The 19,397-nt window shown below is 36.0% G+C and carries 13 protein-coding genes and 1 tRNA gene; 9 read left to right on the top strand and 5 right to left on the bottom strand.

Annotated elements, in window-relative coordinates; genetic code table 11:
* Positions 1 to 145 precede the first annotated feature (145 nt).
* From OO013_RS13790 to OO013_RS13775, 4 genes are all read left to right on the top strand, one after another.
* Positions 146 to 3,346 (top strand): SusC/RagA family TonB-linked outer membrane protein, encoded by a 3,201-nt coding sequence (locus OO013_RS13790; protein ID WP_266057497.1) that lies wholly within the window; start codon positions 146 to 148, stop codon positions 3,344 to 3,346.
* Positions 3,347 to 3,357: 11 nt separating this feature from the next.
* The gene (locus OO013_RS13785) at positions 3,358 to 4,755 is read left to right on the top strand and encodes a SusD/RagB family nutrient-binding outer membrane lipoprotein (RefSeq protein WP_266057496.1); all 1,398 of its coding nucleotides are present in this window, start codon (positions 3,358 to 3,360) and stop codon (positions 4,753 to 4,755) included.
* A gap of 11 nt (positions 4,756 to 4,766) precedes the next feature.
* The gene (locus tag OO013_RS13780; protein ID WP_266057495.1) at positions 4,767 to 5,597 is read left to right on the top strand and encodes a hypothetical protein; all 831 of its coding nucleotides are present in this window, start codon (positions 4,767 to 4,769) and stop codon (positions 5,595 to 5,597) included.
* A gap of 473 nt (positions 5,598 to 6,070) precedes the next feature.
* On the top strand, positions 6,071 to 9,547 hold the full coding sequence (locus OO013_RS13775) for a S8 family serine peptidase (RefSeq protein WP_266057494.1): 3,477 nt from the start codon (positions 6,071 to 6,073) through the stop codon (positions 9,545 to 9,547).
* Positions 9,548 to 9,597: 50 nt separating this feature from the next.
* On the opposite strand, the gene OO013_RS13770 is transcribed toward OO013_RS13775, so the two are convergent.
* Positions 9,598 to 10,005, bottom strand: a complete 408-nt coding sequence (locus OO013_RS13770) for a hypothetical protein (RefSeq protein WP_266057493.1) — start codon at positions 10,003 to 10,005, stop codon at positions 9,598 to 9,600.
* 87 nt (positions 10,006 to 10,092) lie between these two features.
* Between OO013_RS13770 and OO013_RS13765 the strand changes: the two genes are divergently transcribed.
* Both OO013_RS13765 and lpxB read left to right on the top strand, forming a co-directional pair.
* A complete protein-coding gene (locus tag OO013_RS13765; protein WP_266057492.1) occupies positions 10,093 to 10,512 on the top strand; it encodes a 6-pyruvoyl trahydropterin synthase family protein in 420 nt (139 codons plus the stop codon).
* 17 nt (positions 10,513 to 10,529) lie between these two features.
* Positions 10,530 to 11,645, top strand: coding sequence for a lipid-A-disaccharide synthase (gene lpxB, locus OO013_RS13760; RefSeq protein ID WP_266057490.1), 1,116 nt, complete (start codon positions 10,530 to 10,532; stop codon positions 11,643 to 11,645).
* Here lpxB and clpX read toward each other — a convergent pair.
* The 4 genes from clpX to OO013_RS13740 form a co-directional block, all read right to left on the bottom strand.
* Positions 11,642 to 12,874, bottom strand: coding sequence for an ATP-dependent Clp protease ATP-binding subunit ClpX (gene clpX / locus OO013_RS13755; protein WP_266057488.1), 1,233 nt, complete (start codon positions 12,872 to 12,874; stop codon positions 11,642 to 11,644). The genes lpxB and clpX overlap by 4 nt on opposite strands.
* A gap of 13 nt (positions 12,875 to 12,887) precedes the next feature.
* Entirely contained in the window at positions 12,888 to 13,562 is a 675-nt protein-coding gene (locus OO013_RS13750) for a ClpP family protease (RefSeq protein WP_305067237.1), read from the bottom strand.
* Positions 13,563 to 13,701: 139 nt separating this feature from the next.
* Positions 13,702 to 15,036, bottom strand: coding sequence for a trigger factor (tig, locus tag OO013_RS13745; RefSeq protein ID WP_266057487.1), 1,335 nt, complete (start codon positions 15,034 to 15,036; stop codon positions 13,702 to 13,704).
* A gap of 82 nt (positions 15,037 to 15,118) precedes the next feature.
* A tRNA-Leu gene (locus tag OO013_RS13740) sits at positions 15,119 to 15,200 on the bottom strand.
* A 76-nt stretch (positions 15,201 to 15,276) separates the two neighbouring features.
* Between OO013_RS13740 and OO013_RS13735 the strand changes: the two genes are divergently transcribed.
* The 3 genes from OO013_RS13735 (at position 15,277) to OO013_RS13725 (ending at position 19,245) form a co-directional block, all read left to right on the top strand.
* Positions 15,277 to 17,511 carry a RelA/SpoT family protein gene (locus OO013_RS13735; protein WP_266057485.1) on the top strand — a complete coding sequence of 745 codons (2,235 nt, stop codon included), beginning with the start codon at positions 15,277 to 15,279 and terminating at the stop codon, positions 17,509 to 17,511.
* Between the two features lie 106 nt (positions 17,512 to 17,617).
* On the top strand, positions 17,618 to 17,962 hold the full coding sequence (locus tag OO013_RS13730; RefSeq protein WP_266057484.1) for an STAS domain-containing protein: 345 nt from the start codon (positions 17,618 to 17,620) through the stop codon (positions 17,960 to 17,962).
* Positions 17,962 to 19,245 carry an adenylosuccinate synthase gene (locus OO013_RS13725; RefSeq protein WP_266057483.1) on the top strand — a complete coding sequence of 428 codons (1,284 nt, stop codon included), beginning with the start codon at positions 17,962 to 17,964 and terminating at the stop codon, positions 19,243 to 19,245. Before OO013_RS13730 ends, OO013_RS13725 begins: the two co-directional genes overlap by 1 nt.
* Positions 19,246 to 19,397 lie beyond the last annotated feature (152 nt).

The raw sequence follows: 19,397 nt of genomic DNA, 5'->3' as shown, positions 1-19,397 counted from the left end.
AACCTAAGTTTTGTAAAATTTATTTTGTTTTAAATTGAATTATTCAGATATTCTTCATATAATTTAATTTAGCATTTTTTAACAAATACAAAAAAAGTGCTAAATTGTAAACGGTGTTAATTTTAAATCTAAACCTTTTTTAAGTATGAGGAAAAGTTTACTATTTCTGAGTGCTTTCCTATTGCTAATGTTTCAGACTTTGGCACAGGAGAGGACCGTCACTGGAACGGTGACTGATGAATCCGGGGAAGGAATTCCCGGCGTGAATGTTATAATCGAGGGTACTTCAACAGGTGTTGTGACAGATATTTCCGGAAATTATTCCATATCTGTTAGTTCTTCAGATGCTGTTTTAGTTTTCTCCTCGGTGGGATATGCAACACAAAGAGTGGTTGTAGGAGCTCAAAATACTATTGACATAGTAATGGAAGAGGATGTGCAGCAATTAACTGAAGTTGTTGTCACAGCTTTTGGTATTGAAAAAGAGAAAAAAGCATTAGCATATTCTGTGCAAGATGTATCTGGTGAAAAACTTGAAAATGCCGGTACTCCTAATACAGTAAATGCTATGCAAGGTAAAGTAGCTGGTGTTCAGGTTAACCAATCATCTGGTATGCCTGGGTCATCATCTTTCATTAGAATTAGAGGAAGTAATTCTTTTACAGGTAACAATCAGCCATTGTTCGTAGTTGATGGGGTGCCTATTGCATCCAACGCATCTTCTTCTGGTGCTGTATCTGGTACAGATTATTCTTCCAGAGCATTAGACCTTAATCCGAGTGATATTGAAAGTATTTCAGTTCTTAAAGGCCCAACTGCTGCGGCACTATATGGATCCAGAGCATCTAATGGTGTAGTTGTTATTACTACTAAGAGTGGTAAAAACCTGAAAGCTGGTCAGTTTAAGGTTAATTTAAGACAATCATTTCAGGTTGACGAGGTTTCTCTAACCCCTGATTTACAATCTACATACGGCCAGGGATCAGGAGGGATATATAGTCCAACAGCCAGTACTTCCTGGGGTCCAAGAATCAGTAATTTTGCTGATCCATCTGTAAATGCATTTGCTGATGGTAATGGTCAGTACGTTAATAATGTTGGTGAACTTGTCACACCTCGTGTTTATGACAATGTCAGTCCAATGTTTGATAATGGTACTACTTCAATCACAAACCTAGAGATATTAGGTGCTTCAGAAAAATTCAATTATGCAGTATCAGGAGCTTATACTACTCAAGATGGTATAATTCCAACTACTGGAATGGACAAGATTAATTTCAAATTAGCTGGAGATTATAAATTAAATGATAAGTTTAGCTCAGGTGCTCGTATAAATGTCGTTGTTACTGATATCGATAAGTTAGCAGGAGGTAGTAACTTATCCAACGTTCTTTTTACTACCTATTGGGCTCCTAGATCTTATGATTTATGGGGAACTCCTTTTGCTACAGAAGCAGACCCTTATCAACAAATTCATTACAGGGGTGCTATGGATAACCCAAGATGGTCACTGGCAAACAACAGTTTCAATGAGAAAATCACCAGAACTTTTGGAAACGTATATTTTAAATATAAGCCTCTAGATTGGATTACAGTTAATTATAAGTTTGGTGCCGATGTATTCTCTGAACAAAGAAAAGAAGTTTATGCTCTTGGTTCAGGATTTACAGGTGGACGTACAGTCCCTCCTTCAGGTGGTCAGATTACCGAATTAACCTACAATTATCAGCAGATCAACTCAAACCTTAATATGGTTATTTCGAAAGCTTTGAGTGATGATTTCTATTTAGATTTCCTTTTAGGAAATGAGTTGATTGATATCAGGACTAAATCATTAGGTGTAACTGGTAATGGAATTGTAATTGGTGGATTTGATCAAATCAGTAATACTTCAGCTCAAACTACAACGGTAGGAACAAGTCAGCAAAGAACTGTTGGGTTTTTTGCGAATGCTTCATTATCGTGGAGAGATATGTTATTTCTGAACGCAAGTGGTCGTATGGATTATGTATCTAATATGCCTGAGGCAAACAGAAGCTTCTTTTATCCATCAATAGGTCTTGGTTTTGTGTTTACTGAGCCATGGGATGGCAGGCCAGAATGGTTCAATTTTGGTAAGATCAGAGGATCTTATGCAGAAGTAGGTCAGCCTGGTCCGATTCAGGCAACTCAGGTACCTTTCCTTTCAGCTGGAACTGGAACAGGTTTTACCAATGACGGTATAGCATTTCCTACGTTTAATAACTTGATTGCATATCAACAAAGTAATGCATTGCGTGACCCGAATCTTGAGCCACAAAATGTAACAACTTGGGAAGTTGGAGTCCAATTAGAGTTGTTCAACAGACGTCTGGGAATAGATGCAACTTATTTTAATGAGAATTCTACAGACCAGATCTTTACTGTTCCTTTAGCTCCATCTTCAGGTTATACATCTATCCTTCGAAACGCTGGAGAGTTAGAAAACCAGGGTTGGGAGGTTGTTTTAAATCTTGTTCCTCTTCAAACTCAGGATTGGGAATGGAATATAACGGCTAACTACACAAGGTTAAGAAGTGAGGTGATATCACTAGCCCCAGGTGTAGAAAATATTTTCCTGGGTGGTTTCGTAACGCCTAACGTTAGAGCTTATGCCGGATCACCTTATCCTGTTGTATTTGGCTCAAGATTCTTGAGAGATGATGAAGGAAGAGTTGTGGTTGACAACAGAGAGTTTGTAAATGGAGTGCCTAATTCGAGTTATGGTATGCCTGTTCAAAACCCGGATGATGGGGTGATCGGTCAGGTTAATCCAGATTATGAAGTCGGACTATCTTCATCTCTTTCTTACAAGAATTTAACTTTATCTGTTCATTTTGATATAAGAGTAGGTGGTCAGGCATACGCTGGTAACACCAGACTTCAAAAGCTATATGGAATGGATGAAGTTACCGAGGACAGAGAGTCTCCATATGTAGTTGAAGGAGTAAAAGGGTATTATTCTTTCGATAGTGACGGAAATGTTGTAGTGGAGTCTGAAGGAGAAAATGATATTGTTATTGAAAGAAATCAGCAATATTGGCAAATTGCAATGGATGCAATTGACGAATCAAATGTTTACGATACGGATTTTGTACGTTTCAGAGAACTTAATTTGACCTATAATTTCCCACAATCAATTTTGGGCGGAGGCTTAATTAAAAATCTTGGAGTTTTCTTCCAGGCAAGAAATTTGGCCTTGTGGACAAAGTATCCAAACTTTGACCCTGAAACTAGTGTTGGTGGAGCAAGTAACTTCCAGGGACTGGAGTATGTTAACTTACCACAAACACGTTCAATAGGTGGTGGAATTAATGTAACATTCTAAAATAAACCGATATGAAAACTAAAATAATATATATACTTCTCATTGGTTTAATTTTTTCAGCTTGTTCTGATGAAACACTGAATGAAATAAACCGGGACAAAGATAATCCGTTAGAAGTACCTCTAAGGACAATTTTACCGTATGTGGAAACTCATACTGCGTATGCTGTAGTAGGAGGAGACGGTTCATTATATATGTCAACAATGATCCAGCATATGACTGGAGTTCATGCACAATTACACCAGTTTGACAGGTTTGTATATAGTGCTACTACTTTTAATAACGATTGGACAGCAATCTATCCCGGATCTCTTAAAAACTTAAGGATCATGATAGAGCAGGCGGCTAATGAAGAGGCTTATTCCTACCAGGGAATAGGGCTGGTTCTCTATGCATATAATGCTATGATGGCAACAGATAGCTGGGGCCCTGTACCATTTTCACAAGCAGCTTCAGGTGAGTTCTTCAATCCTGAATATGATACGCAGGAGGAGATATACACTGGCGATAATGGTCTTTTGGATTTACTTGATAGTGCTATCGTAGCACTAAATACTGATACTCCAATAGTACCAGGAGATGATGATCTGATCTATGGGGGTGATTTGGGGCTTTGGATAAAAGCAGCAAATGGATTAAAAGCCAAAATGATTACTCGATTAGGGAATACCCCTTATTATGACGCTGATGCGGTGATAGCTGCAGCTAGCAATTCATTTGATAGTAATGATGAAGCTTTTATTTTTGATGCATTTTCAGCTGGAGCAGAAACTGAAAACCCAAGGTTTCAAGAAGCTAACGATAGGGTACATTTTGCAGTTAGTGAATCCTTCTTTAATTTATTATCAGGATTTAATGATCCGAGAGGAGACTTGTTTTTTGATGATGGATACAATAGTATCCCAGCTCCAAATGGAACAGCTGATCTTGATCAGGGAGGTGCTATTTATTCAAAAGTTTATGATTATATAGAACCCGATTCACCAATTCAATTCATGACTTATGATGAATTGAAATTAGCTGAAGCTGAAGCTCATTTGAGAAATAATAATGCTCCGGAAGCTTACGCTGCTTATCTTGAAGCTTTAGAGGCTGCATTAAGAAGAGCTGGAGTGACTGACCAGGATGTTATTGATGCATACCTGAGCGAACCTTCAGTAGCACCTGGAGAAGGCAATCTTTCTTTAGAGGATATTTATCTTCAAAAATATATTGGTTTTTATCCTTTCCAGTCAATTGAAGCATGGGCTGAGTGGAGAAGAACTGGAGTTCCAAACCTTTTCAATCCAAATGGAGATCTGTTAAGAAGATGGCCTTATCCTCAAAGTGAAATAGATAACAATGGAGAAAATGTTCCTTCAGGCCGACCTATTAATGGTGTTTATTGGGATGATTTAAGTGAAAACTAAAATTTGCTGAAATGAAAAAATTAAATTATATATTTTTATCGATACTGATAATGTCTTGTGGCTGGGATAGGGAAGACTTTGAACTCCCGACCAGTAAGGCAGATGAAATTGGTGCCTCAGGAATAGAAATCAATGCTAGTTCAGATCCAATAATTAACTTGTTAGATCTGGATCAATCGGTTGTGAATTTCGAAATGGTACCAACTAATGAGAATATAGAAATACAAGTGGTTAAAACTTATGTTTCTGCTGAAGATGGTGTAGTCGAAACAGTTGAGGGTGATGTATATTCAACATTCCCGGCTACTGTGAATGACGGTAAGGATGCCATATTTGCAGGATTTACAGAAGTGACTCCTGAAACAATTAGTCTGAATGATAATATCACTTATTCATTCAGGGCTATCAGACAATCAGATGGAAAAGCTTTTCCTATCGCGAAAACAGTTGCTGCAATTGCATCTTGTCCGGTACCTGAAGAGTTATTTGTAGGGACATATGATTTAGAAGATGATCAGGGATTGTTTATAGGGCCTGCAACCATTACTAATGCGGGTGGAAACGCAAGAACAATTACTGCTGACTATACTATTCCTGGATGCTGTAGTTTTGCTGATTTGGGCTTTACATTTGATTTGTCCTGTGGTCAGGTATTTATTAATGAGCAATCAATTGGTATTGGTTGTGGTGGAGGAAGCAACGTTGATGTTGTAACACCTACATCAGGATTAATAGGTACATTTGACGGTACTGATGATACTTCATTTACAATCTCAATGTTTTATAGTAACCCTGATTGTTTCGGTGGTTTTGAAAGTACTTTGACCTTAACAAAACAGTAAAAGTTAATTTTGAATTTTATATAAAAGAGGTCGAGTTTATCGACCTCTTTTTTTATTTATTTAGCATTTTTTTATACACGCAAAAGAAACATAGGCATCTTCTATTTGTTAATTAGATTAATTAGATACATTTTAAGTGGGATAATAATAAACTATACAAAACGCTTGAAACCAACTTTTCTAAATTGGTATGTTTAACTAAGCTAATGTAGAATATATTAATAGTTTCTACAGGGTTATTTTAAAATAGATCATGTGAATGAATTTTGAATTCAATTCAATTTTAAATCTCTTTTTAAGGTGGGTGATAGGCGATTTATTTATTTAATGACTTGAAAATCAAATGATTATTTTTAAAACTTTCTTAAACATAGACTGATATTAATATTGTAAAAAATTTAGATTATTTTATTTAATTTTGATAGGTTGTCCTTATAGATGAAAATGGTTTTAGACACTATTTCAATTTTGATATGAGAAAATATTTATTTTTAATTGCCTTCCTTTGTCTTTCTGTATCTCTCAGTGCTCAAAAAAGGTATGTAATCAAAACAAAAGATTTCGTTTCATCCGAAAACCTGAAAACTGTTTTATCAGATCAGGTACATAAAGAAATAAAGTTAGTTCCAATCCGGAATTTGATTTCCTCTCCTTTAAAAAGAAGTAAGCCTTCTATCATAGACAAGGTGTTTTACATCACTAAACCTGATGATATTGACGAAAATCAATTTTTAGCAAATCTTAAAGAAAGTGATTTTATTGAATTTGCTGAAAAGGATATCGTATATGAGACATATGAAATTCCCAATGATGCGTCTCTAATTAATCAATATTATTTGGATTTGATCGGTGCATATGATGCATGGGATATTTCAAAATCAAATTCAAGTATTGTAATTGGAATTGTAGATAGTGGAATTGATATAGACCATGAAGACCTTGCTTCAAAATTAACGGTTAATCCGGATGAGATTCCTAATAACGATATAGATGACGACAATGATGGTTATATAGATAACGTAAGAGGATGGGATTTTGCTGGGCCAGATACATTAGATTTTGATTATCCAGGAGATCCTGATGTAAATGTAAAAAAAGACGTCCCGGGTACAAATCATGGTAATTTAGTAGCAGGGGCTGCAGCTGCTGCGACAAATAATGAAATTGGAGTTGCAGGTGTAGGATATAATGCAAGTTTATTGATTACTAAGCACTCTTATGATAATCAAGGGGAAGATGACCGAAGTGTATATTTTACGCTGGCAGGAGTCATGTATATGATTGAACAAGGAGTTGATATTGTTAATATGTCATTTGGCGGACCTAGCCGTAGTGATATTTGGCAAGAAGTCATCAATTTTGGAGTAGAAAATGGTGTCACATTTATTGCAGCAGCTGGCAATAGCGCTCTGAATAGAAATGAATATCCTGCAGCTTATGACGGTGTATTTGCAGTAGCTTCATCAGGAAGAAATGATCAGATATCATCATTTACAAACTATGGTTACTATGTTGATATTATAGCTCCAGGTTCATCAATATATACAACTTCCTTTGATAATTCATATACCTATACAAATGGAACAAGTTTTTCAGCGCCAATCGTGGCTGGTGCTGCAGCTTTAATCAAAGGTAAATACCCTGATTTCACTCCCGAACAAATTCAAAAACTATTAAGAGTTTCTGCAGATACTTCAATCTATGAAACGGCTGGAGTTCGATATAGAGATAAGTTAGGGTTTGGTAGATTGGATATATTTAAAGCCCTTACTCTTCAATCACCTGCCTTATCATTTAATGATATTGAAATTAAAAATGAAGAAACAGGACAAGTAGCCAAAGCTGGTGATACGGCAATTATTACAGGGGTAATCAATAATTCCTTATGGAGATCATCAAATGCAACCAAAGTAACATTATCAACTAGCTCAATATATATTGAGGTTTTGGATGGTGAAATTTTCCCGGGTGTAATAGATAGTACTAACCAGCTAAACACTGAAAATATACCTTTTCGAATAGCTATAGAAAATACGATACCTAACGATACTGAAGTTTCATTCAAGGTAACATTCACAGATGGTGATTATAAAGATTTTCAGTTTATCACCCTTATATTAAACCCGACTTATATAAATATTCAGCGAAATTTAGTTTCAACAACTATTACAGGAGAAGGAAGGATTGGATTTAATGATCCGTTATCTAATGCTGAAGAGGGAATAGGGTTTCTCTATGATGATAGAAATCTTCTATTTGAAATGGGTTTATTGCTTACTTCAAATGGAAATCTATCAAATAATGTAAGGGGTACAGGATCATCTGTTGATAATGATTTTAACCCGGTAGATAGAATTACTAATATAATACCAGGTAAATTTTCAGCTGAAGAAGCATTTGGGTCATTCGATGATTCTGATTCTGATAAGCCTCTCAATGTATTAGTCAATTACCGTTCAATGGTTTGGGGAGAAAAACCAGATGATAAATATGTTATTGTAGAATATGAACTTGAAAATCAGTCTGAGGCCCCTTTGACAGATTTGTATATAGGATTATATGCTGATTGGGATATATCCCAGCTTGCAGGGCCTCCGGATAGGGCTGGTTATCATTCAGATGGTAATATCAATTTTGGGTTTGTTCATAATTTAAAGGAAGCAGATAGTATTTATGCAGCAATTCAAACCCTCACAGGTGATTTTAATTATTGGGCTATTGATAATGATAGTGATATTCAAGATAATCCCTGGGGAGTGTATGATGGCTATTCTGATGAAGAAAAAATTGAATCTTTGACATCGGGCATAGGCAGACCACAAGCTGGAATATCAGAAGATGGTAACGATGTATCTCATACCGTTTCAATTGGCCCTATATCTATTAATTCCGGAGAAACCACAAAAGTTGCATTTGCATTACTAGCCGGTGATAGTCTTGCCGATGTTGTCAACTCTGCCAATGCTGCTTACACAATGTATAACAGGACATTAAATGCAACAATGCCTGTAGTAGATACAGTTAACGTATGCTATAATGGTAATGCAACATTAGTAGCTTCAGGTGCATCAAGATTTAATTGGTATAAAAATTTTACTGGAGGAGAGCCAATTGTCACAAACAGTAATACTATTACTATTAACAACGTGAAAAATGATACTGTGATTTATGTTTCTAATGCTACCTCATCTTTTGAAAGTGTAAGAACTCCTGCGGTAGTAAATGTAGTAGCAAATCCACAAATTATTTTATCAAGAGCTTCAACTAATATTTGTGAGGGAGATTCTATCTTACTTGCTGTTCAGAGTGGTAATGAATACTTGTGGTCAACTGGCAGTACTGATAGAACAATTACAGTAAAAGAAGGAGGAACCTATTCAGTAGAAGTGTCCAACTCAGAATTTTCTTGTAATAGTTTAAGTGACGAAGTGTCTGTAACAATCAAACCAAAGCCAACTAGTTTGTTTGCAATTGATGATGATGTAAAATCAATTTTTGATCAGTCACCAGTTCTTTTTACTGATCAAAGTACTGATGCGGTTGCATGGTTTTGGAATTTTGGAGATGGAAGCACTTCTGTTGAACAAAACCCTGAACACACATATAGTGATTATGGAGATTTTAATGTTTCACTTACAATAACCGGTGAAAATGGATGTCAGGATACTAGTGTAAGACCTTTAATAGTAACTTCTGTTGAAGATGAATTAGAAGAGAATAAAATCGTTGTGTATCCTAATCCAAGTATTAGGGGAATTTGGAGAATCAATAATTTACCTTCTAATGTAGCGACGATTTCTATAATAGATATTCAGGGTAAGCTAATGAAAGAAATATCAGTTAAGGAAAGTCAGTGTGAAATTGATGGTTCACAATGGTCTGCTGGTCTATATATAATTGAAGTTAATACTCCTGATGGAACACAGAAGTTTAAATTGATGAAATACTAAAATTTAGAAGTATATTTTAGAGCCTGCTTTGTAAATCAAGCAGGCTTTTTTTATTTATTTAAACGAATTAAAGAAAGTAACTTTTCTTTTTCCTCATTGGTAATGCTTTCCCCTTCCCATTTATAAAACTTAAAGTAAAATGGTGAATTTTGATTTTTATCAACGGAGTTTTCATTAGCGTTGATAGCTAAAAGTGGGATTTGAAAATCTGAACATTTTTTTATCACCCAGTCGAGATCAAGATCCAAAGTGTTGATGTAAATAAACATTTCAGCTTCCCATTGATATTTGTCTAAATAATACTCTAGCTCTTTGATTTGTATAGAATCAAAATATTCTATTTCGGATAGTAAAGGCGGATTGGGATTAATAATCAGAAGATTAGAGAATCCTTCTTTGTTTAGTAACTTAATTAAAGTTAGTGGAATTGAGCTATCTGTATTGTTAATAAATATCATAATGAATGACAAATATAATTGATAGGTTTAATTGTATGGAACTCATTGGCTTATCTTTTCCTATATTTGCACAATAATTAGATAGTGATGATTTACGTTAATAGAAAAGAGCATTTTAATGCAGCTCACAAGCTATATAACGATAGCTGGACAGAGGAAAAAAACAAGGAAGTATTTGGGCCATGTGCGAATTCTAATTGGCATGGTCATAATTTTGAGCTTATTGTGACTGTAAAAGGTAATCCCGATCCTGATACAGGGTTTGTTGTTGATATGAAAAAGCTTGGGGATCTGGTAAACAAAGAAGTCATCGACAAAATTGATCATAAAAATTTGAACCTGGACGTGGATTTTATGAGAGGTAAACTTCCAAGCTGTGAAAACCTTATAGCTGAAATATGGAAAATATTAGCTCCGGCTATTAAAGATATGGGTAAGGACAGCGTTCTTCATAAGCTAACTCTCTTTGAAACGCATAAAAATTACGTAGAATATTACGGTGAATAAAATCTAATTTTCTATCTGTGAAATACTTTTTGATTGCCGGGGAAAGATCCGGAGACATGCATGCAGGTAATCTCATCAAAGCTTTGGCTTCTATAGATAATAAGGCTGAATTTTTTGGCTGGGGGGGAGATTATATGAAAGATGCAGGTATGGAGCTTTTACAACATTATCAATCAATTAGCTTTATGGGTTTTTGGGAGGTTATTCAAAACTTCCGGACTATTAAAAAAGCTATCAAACAATGCAAATCGGATATTTCATCTGTACAGCCAGATGCGATAATTTTAGTGGACTTTGCCGGTTTTAATTTAAGGATGGCTGCTTTTGCTCAAAGCCTGGGTATTCCTGTGCATTATTACATTTCCCCAAAAATCTGGGCCTGGAATACAAAAAGAGCATATAAGATTAAAAGACTGGTTGACCACATGTATTGCATTTTACCCTTTGAAGTAGAGTTTTATGAACAATTCGATTATTCTACTGATTATGTTGGCAATCCGTTATTCGATCAAATCAGAAATTTTCAACCGGATATTTCCTTTCTCAATAGGATTAACGAAAAAGGATCTCAAAAAATAATAGCACTTCTTCCCGGAAGCAGATACCAGGAAGTATCAACCATGCTGAACGAAATGCTGGAAGTAATTCCCGAATTTCCAGAAGCAACATTTGTTGTTGCCGCAGTAGATAACTTGCCAGAGGAGCTATATGCAAAGGTTGATGAATTTGATAATGTAAAACTAATCAATGGTCAGACTTATGATCTTCTCAATGTAGCCGATGCGGCCCTCGTGACAAGTGGTACAGCAACATTGGAAACGGCCTTATTTAATGTCCCCCATTTGATTTGTTATAAAGCAGGTACGGTTAGTTACTTAATTGCCAAGCAACTGATCAAAGTTGATTATATAGGGCTTCCGAATCTAATTGCGGGAAAAGAAGTAGTACCCGAATTGATACAGGATAAGATGAATTCTAAGGAAATGATGGAAGGCCTTAAAGAGATTATTAGTGGAGGGAGAAGAGAAGAAATGATCGATGGTTTTAGAGAAATAAAAGAAATACTTGGCAATAAAAAAGCTTCCCTGGAGGCAGGGAAGCTTATATTTTCAAGGCTTAATTCTAAAAATTAAGCTACTTTCAGTTTTCTGAAATTAGATTTATCAAATCTGGATTGAGCATATTCCTTATCAATAGTTAATTCACTAACATCATCCATTGATGGTAGCTCATACATACTATCATTCATTATTGCTTCACAGATTGATCTGAGACCACGAGCACCAAGTTTGTATTCTGTAGCCTTTTGGACTATAAAATCAAGTGCGCCATCGGTGAATCGAATCTTGATACCTTCCATGTCAAAGAGCTTTGTGTACTGCTTGATTAATGCATTTTTTGGCTCCTTAAGTATCATCTTTAGAATTTCCGGTGTTAACGGATTCAAGTAAGTTAATACGGGAAGTCTGCCTATCAATTCAGGAATTAATCCAAAGCTCTTAAGATCTTGAGCTGTTACATGGCTTAGAATTGAATCTTCGTCAATTTCCTTAGCAGCTCTGTCTTTTTCACCAGCAAACCCAATAGGTTTAGTGTCAAGACGTCGTGCTATATGTCTGTCTATACCATCAAAAGCACCACCACAAATAAAGAGAATGTTCTCAGTATTAACAGTGATCATTTTCTGATCGGGGTGCTTTCTTCCACCCTGAGGGGGTACATTAACTGCAGTACCTTCCAAAAGTTTAAGTAATGCTTGCTGTACACCTTCGCCACTTACATCTCTGGTAATCGAAGGATTATCAGATTTACGAGCGATTTTATCCAACTCGTCTATGTAAACGATTCCTCTTTCTGCAGCTTCGACATCATAGTCGGCAGCTTGAAGTAATCTTGTCAGAATACTTTCTACATCCTCACCGACATAGCCAGCTTCTGTCAGCACTGTAGCATCTGCAATACAAAAAGGCACCTCAAGTATTTTTGCAAGATTTCTGGCCAGGTAAGTTTTACCCGTACCCGTCTCGCCGGCCATGATAATATTAGATTTTTCAATTATAATATCATCATCTGCTTTTTGCTGCATCAACCGCTTATAGTGGTTGTACACAGCAACAGATATAACTTTTTTAGCCTCATCCTGACCAACGACATATTCATCAAGATGAGATTTCATTTCTTTAGGTTTGAGAAGTTTAAACTGAGGAGACTCAGTCTTTTTATTATTCTTCAACTCCTCGGTTAGAATTTGATTTGCCTGGCTGATGCACAAGTTGCAAATATGAGCATGAATACCGGAAATCATCAGGTCCACATCCTTCTTATTCCTCCCGCAAAATGAGCACGTTACTTCCTGGGACATATATTTCCTTCCTTTAATTTCTGTTTAAAACCTCATCGATCAGGCCATATTCTTTAGCCTCTTCTGACTTCATCCAATAATCTCTGTCAGAATCTTTTTCAATTTGATCGTAAGATTTTCCTGTATGTTTTGATAAAATATCGTATAGTTCTTTTTTCAAAGACATGATCAATTTATAACTGATCTCCATATCGGCAGAGGTACCTTGCATTCCACCAGATGGCTGGTGAATCATAACACGGCTATGTGGTAATCCTGCACGTTTTCCTTCTGCACCACCTGCTAATAAAACAGCTCCCATTGATGCAGCCAGACCTGTGCAAATAGTTGCTACGTCTGGTTTGATATACTGCATTGTGTCGTACATACCAAGACCAGCAGTAACAGATCCACCAGGACTATTGATGTAAAGAAGGCAATCTTTTTTAGAATCAACAGACTCTAAAAATAATAATTGAGCAGTTATGATATTGGCAACCTCATCATTTACAGGTGTACCAAGAAAAATTATCCTGTCCATAATCAGACGTGAGAATACATCTATTTGTCTGAAATTTGTTGGACGCTCCTCAATAACATAAGGAGTCATATTTTGCATTTCTTTTGAATAATCATCAAAAGTAGAGCCGCTTATACCTCTATGATTTACTGCGTATTTTCTAAATTCTTCCTTGTTGATTTCTTTCATGGATTTAATTGACTATAATTCTACAAACAATCTACTATCTGTAGCCTATAATTGCCAACGGAAGTGACTTTTTTATGTTTTATACAACAAAAAAGTCCAACGTTCAGCCGGACTTTTTTTATAACGTTATTAATGAAAATTAGTTTTGAGCTAGCTCGTTGAATTTATCAACGTCAACTTCTTTTTCCGTGATTTCAATTTTTTCTTTTATGAAATCAAGTACTTTCTGACCTTTAACCTGATTATGAATGTTCATATAGTTTTGGCCATTGTTTTGCTGAAGGTAGTTTTGAGCGATTTGATCTAGCATTTGGCTCATCTCATCATTCATTTGCATACCACCAAATTGTTGAGCAATGGATTTTTTAGCTTCTTCCATGATCTCCTCATTCTCAACCTTAATTTCATTCTCTTCAGCAACCTGATCGATGATCATGCTCCATTTCAAGTCACGAGAATAAGCTTCAAATTCATCTTCTACCTGGTCGCGATTAACCTCGCCTTCGTTATTTCTAACAATCCACTGCTTTAAGAACTCATCAGGAAGTTCGATCTTAGTAAGTTCAACAAACTTATCTCGAATATCTCTGTCTAATAGATAACCACTCTCTCTGTCGTAGTTTTCTTTAATTGTTTCTTCAACTTTAGCTCTGAATTCTTTTTCGTCTTTGACAGAATCTTTTCCGAAAACTTTCTCAAAGAATTCTTCATTTAATTCAGCTGGCTGTTTTCTTTCTATTTTTTCTATTTTGAAAGTGAAGTTACCTTTAAGGTCTTTTACCTCGTCAACCGGCTGACCGATCGCTGCAGCAAGATCCTCATCCTTTTTGAAAGACTTTCTAATGTCAAAAGTGATTTCATCATCTTTTTTAGCACCAATAAATGCTTTCTGTTCTTTCTTAGTAGCTTTATCGATGGTTAGGGTTAACTCCTTTTCAAAGGTACCATCCTCAGATGTTAATGTTCCCGTGAAGACATCGTCAGCTTCTGCAGTCTCAGGCTCAGTGGTTTCGCCTAATTGCTTCTGAAGACGCTCGATGGTCTCATCAATATTTTTCTTGTCGGTTTTAATGACATACTTAGTCAGCTTCTTTCGTTTAGAAACATCAGCTTTAAATTCTGTAGCAAAACCGATCTCATATTCGAATTCAAAATCTTTTTGGTTGTCCCAATCGATTTTGTTCATCATTTCCTCATTCGGGATAGGCTGACCTAAAACCTGAATCTTGTTTTCTCTGATGTAGTCCGAAACTTTGTGAGAGACAAGGTGATTTACTTCCTCTACGAGAATTGACTTGCCATACATGCGCTGAATTACACCTGTAGGCACTTTTCCAGGGCGGAATCCTTTAAGATTAGCTTTTTTGCTGTACTCTTTAATTTTTTCGGCTACCTGTGATTGGTAATCATTCTGATTTAAGCTAATTTTAATGGTAGCTTCTGTATTGGATTTCTTGTTTAACGTAATATCCAAGGCTGACTTGCATTTATAGTACGACAATAATTAAAAAACCCTCAACCAAGATATACTTTTATCTGATCGAGGGTGAGTTTTGTGCGGATGGAGGGACTCGAACCCCCATGCCTCGCGGCGCTAGATCCTAAGTCTAGTGCGTCTACCAATTTCGCCACATCCGCAATTGAGTGTGCAAATGTAAAAAAGATTTTTTAATTCGCAATAACGTTTGAAAAAAAAATAAAATAAAATTTAAATATGGCCGGTGTAGTAGCTGTAGAAGAAGAAAATAAAGAAATAATTAACAAGTATAGAAGGTTGCTAAGAGCGGCAAAACCTTTTCTTAAAAATAATGATGCTAAAATAATCCGAAAAGCTTTTAATCTTTCTGCTGAAGCACATAAGGATATGAGGCGTAAATCCGGGGAGCCTTATATTTTTCATCCGTTAGAAGTTGCCCACATTTGTGTTAGAGAAATTGGCCTGGGGACAACCTCAATAGTTGCTGCCTTACTTCACGATGTTGTCGAAGATACCGATATCGAACTGGATGAGATAGAAAATGAATTTGGTTCTAAGGTTGCTCAGATCATTGATGGACTAACAAAAATATCCGGGGTTTTTGAATATGGCACCTCTCAACAAGCTGAGAATTTCAGAAAGATGTTGCTGACGCTCTCAGAAGATGTCCGTGTAATTCTAATCAAGCTTGCAGATCGATTACATAATATGCGTACACTTGAAAGTATGCCTCGGAATAAACAGCTTAAAATTGCCAGCGAAACAATCTATCTTTACGCGCCTTTGGCTCATAGACTCGGATTGTATGCCATTAAGTCTGAACTTGAAGATTTATTTTTAAAATATACTGAGCCTGAAGTCTATAATGAAATAGTAACTAAATTAAAGGCTGAAAAACCAATTCGTGATCGCTTTATCAGAAGGTTCACTCATCCGATCAAACTTGAGCTAGAAAAACATGGATATGAGTTTGAAGTAAAAGGACGTACAAAATCCGTGCATAGTATATGGTCAAAAATGAATAAACAGAATATTCCATTTGAAGAAGTTTATGATGTTTTTGCCATTCGAATAATCTTAGACACAGATCAGGAGCAGGAAAAGCCGGCATGCTGGCAGGCATATTCAATTGTTACTGACTTCTACAAACCTAATCCGGACCGTTTAAGAGATTGGATCAGTACGCCTAAAGCTAACGGTTATGAATCTCTTCATACCACAGTGATGAGTAAAGGCGGTCAATGGGTTGAGGTTCAGATCCGCTCAAGAAGAATGGATGATATCGCTGAAAAGGGATATGCTGCCCATTGGAAGTATAAGGAAAGTAAAAATATAAATCCGGAAGTGGGTCTCGAAGCATGGATAGCACGGGTCAGAGAAGTTCTGGAAGCCGGTGATACCACTCAGGCAATCGAATTTGTAGATGATTTCAGATATAATCTTTTCAATAAGGAAGTATTCGTCTTTACTCCTAAAGGAGATTTAAAGTCTCTTCCAAATGGAGCCACTACTCTGGATTTTGCATTTGAAATCCATACTGAAGTAGGAAAAAAGTGTATCGGAGCAAAGATCAATCAAAAGCTAGTTTCTATTGATCATGTTTTGAAAAACGGTGACCAGGTAGAAATATTAACTTCAAATAAGCAAAAGCCCTCTGAGGATTGGTTGCGTTTTGTAGTAACCAGTAAATCAAAAGCAAGTATTAAAGATTTTCTTAAAGAAGAAAAGAAAGCCGCTGCTGCGGACGGTAAAGAAATACTCCAGAGAAAATTAAAAAGAAATAAAATTGAATTTAATAGTAGTGTCGTTGATAAGTTAAGAGACCGCTTTAATGAGCGTACGGTTCTTGATATGTATTATAAGATCGGGAAGGGGATTATTGATGTCAAGGGTATAAAGTCTATTCTATATAAAAAGGATGAAACCGAGCAAGTAACTCCTCATAAGCCAAGGGTTAAACTTGATGATCCTAAAAAGTTTGCTTCCGAACTTAAGCGGGTTACAGAAGAAGACCGGGATATACTTCTTATTGGTGAAGACATGGATAAGGTTGATTATACCTTAGCTAAATGTTGTAATCCAATTCCGGGAGATGATGTATTTGGTTTTATTACTGTGTCCGACGGTATAAAAATTCATCGAACATCATGTCCTAATGCTGTTGAGCTTTTATCAAACTATGGATACCGTGTAATTAAAGCGAAATGGAAAAGTCAGAAGGAAACTGCTGCACTTGCCGGATTACAAATTACCGGTACTGACAGAATAGGCCTGGTAAATGATGTAACCAAAATTATTTCTTCGGAATTGCAGGTAAACATGCGTTCTGTACAGATAGGTACCGATAAAGGGATTTTCAATGGAAATATAAAATTATATGTTGATAGTAAATTTCATCTAAAAAATTTAATTGATAAACTACGCAGTGTAGATGGAGTAGAATCAGTAACACGATATAATCCAAAGGAATAATTTGTAAATAATTTCTTTTTTTCGTCGGTTCTCATTCATTTATATATATTTGTGGTGAAAAACGCATTTCTATATTGGAGTTGCACTATTTTATAATTGAAATAAAATGAAGTATACATATAAGATAGAAGACCAAGTCTTTATCCTTTCTTTTTCAGGAGACCTTATTGGTGAAAATGATGGTGCTGAGCTGATAGAAGTGATACAGGAAAAAATTGAAAAAGGAATAAGTCTTTGTGCTATTGATATCTCAGATTTGAGATACATCAATAGCAGCGGAATCGGGGTTTTGATAACTATTTTAACCAAGTTTAGAAATAGAGGAGGTGAAGTTGTTCTTGTCAATCCTGGAGAACAGGTTAAGAAACTTCTTATAATAACGAAATTGAATAATATTTTCCAAATAGTTGATTCTATAGAGGAAGCTAAAAAAAGCTTAATAAGTAGCTAATGAAAGTTGATGTATTGTTGGGTCTTCAATGGGGAGATGAAGGCAAAGGCAAAGTAGTAGATGTATTGGCTCCCCGATACAATGTAGTCGCCAGATTTCAGGGTGGACCAAACGCTGGGCATACTTTGGAATTTGAAGGAAGAAAGCATGTTTTACATCAAATTCCTTCAGGGGTATTTCGAGATAAAGTAGACAACGTTATAGGAAACGGAGTTGTTCTTGATCCGGTAATTCTTAGAAAAGAAATTGAAAAGCTTATCGATGCCGGAGTAGAATGTAAAGATTGCTTATCAATTTCTAAGAAAGCACAATTAATTTTACCTACTCACCGCCTACTAGATGCTGCTTATGAAAAATCTAAAGGTGAAAGTAAAATCGGATCCACACTAAAGGGAATAGGCCCAACTTATCAGGATAAGGTCGCAAGAATGGGTCTTAGAATAGGGGATATTCTTTCTAAGGAGTTCAAACAGAAATATGACAGACTTGTAAAACACCACGAGTCAATTTTAAATGCATATAAGTTTGACTATGATCTTAAAGAACTTGAAGATGATTTTTTCTCAGCAATTGAATTCTTGAAAAATTACAGGTTCATCGAAAGTGAATATGTAATCAATAATTATTTAAAAGAGGAAAAGTCAGTGTTGGCTGAGGGAGCCCAGGGATCGCTACTGGATATTGATTTTGGATCGTATCCTTTTGTTACAAGTAGTAATACAATGACAGCAGGAGCTTGTACCGGCTTAGGTGTGGCACCTTCACAGATCGGAGAAGTCTTTGGTATCTTTAAAGCTTATTGTACAAGAGTAGGAAGCGGACCTTTTCCAACTGAGCTTCATGATGAGACCGGAGAGAAATTAAGGGAGCTGGGCAGCGAATTCGGAGCTACGACAGGTCGCCCCAGAAGATGTGGATGGCTGGATTTACCTGCTTTGAAATATGCTGTAATGCTCAATGGTGTTACGCAATTATATATGATGAAAGCAGATGTTCTGAATGATTTTAAAGAACTGAAAGTTTGTACAGAGTATAAGCATGAGGATGGTTCTGTTAATCGAGAGCTTCCATACGACCTGAGTACAAATGAGGTAGAACCTGTTTACAAATCATTTAAAGGATGGGATTGTGATCTTGATGGTATAAATGAGTTTTCGTCCCTGCCTCTTGAGATGAAAGAATATATCGAGTATATTGAAAAATACGTAGGAGTACCTGTCACATTGGTTTCAATTGGGCCAGACAGAGAAGCTACAATAATTAAAGAAGAAGTACCGGCTTAAATAAAAATAAGCTTAGTCTTTTAAAATGAAGCCGGCCTCGGGAAAGGCCGGCTTTTTTTATTTAATAAATTATTGTTGTGACTTTAAGCAAGTTATGGGGGAGTAAATATTTTTTCCAATGTGACGTATTGCAATTATTAAAAAAGTGTTTA

It is taken from the genome of Mangrovivirga halotolerans (assembly GCF_026241165.1).
GTDB lineage: Bacteria > Bacteroidota > Bacteroidia > Cytophagales > Cyclobacteriaceae > Mangrovivirga > Mangrovivirga halotolerans.
This window is presented reverse-complemented; position numbering and strand designations above follow the sequence as displayed.

Excerpts from the sequence above, each read along its gene's own strand:
- OO013_RS13725 (WP_266057483.1), top strand. The coding sequence starts at position 17,962 with ATGAAAGTTGATGTATTGTTGGGTCTTCAATGGGGAGATGAAGGCAAA.
- OO013_RS13770 (WP_266057493.1), bottom strand. The coding sequence starts at position 10,005 with ATGATATTTATTAACAATACAGATAGCTCAATTCCACTAACTTTAATT.
- OO013_RS13780 (WP_266057495.1), top strand. The coding sequence starts at position 4,767 with ATGAAAAAATTAAATTATATATTTTTATCGATACTGATAATGTCTTGT.
- OO013_RS13750 (WP_305067237.1), bottom strand. The coding sequence starts at position 13,562 with ATGAAAGAAATCAACAAGGAAGAATTTAGAAAATACGCAGTAAATCAT.
- OO013_RS13790 (WP_266057497.1), top strand. The coding sequence starts at position 146 with ATGAGGAAAAGTTTACTATTTCTGAGTGCTTTCCTATTGCTAATGTTT.
- OO013_RS13785 (WP_266057496.1), top strand. The coding sequence starts at position 3,358 with ATGAAAACTAAAATAATATATATACTTCTCATTGGTTTAATTTTTTCA.
- OO013_RS13765 (WP_266057492.1), top strand. The coding sequence starts at position 10,093 with ATGATTTACGTTAATAGAAAAGAGCATTTTAATGCAGCTCACAAGCTA.
- OO013_RS13730 (WP_266057484.1), top strand. The coding sequence starts at position 17,618 with ATGAAGTATACATATAAGATAGAAGACCAAGTCTTTATCCTTTCTTTT.
- OO013_RS13775 (WP_266057494.1), top strand. The coding sequence starts at position 6,071 with ATGAGAAAATATTTATTTTTAATTGCCTTCCTTTGTCTTTCTGTATCT.
- clpX (WP_266057488.1), bottom strand. The coding sequence starts at position 12,874 with ATGTCCCAGGAAGTAACGTGCTCATTTTGCGGGAGGAATAAGAAGGAT.
- OO013_RS13735 (WP_266057485.1), top strand. The coding sequence starts at position 15,277 with ATGGCCGGTGTAGTAGCTGTAGAAGAAGAAAATAAAGAAATAATTAAC.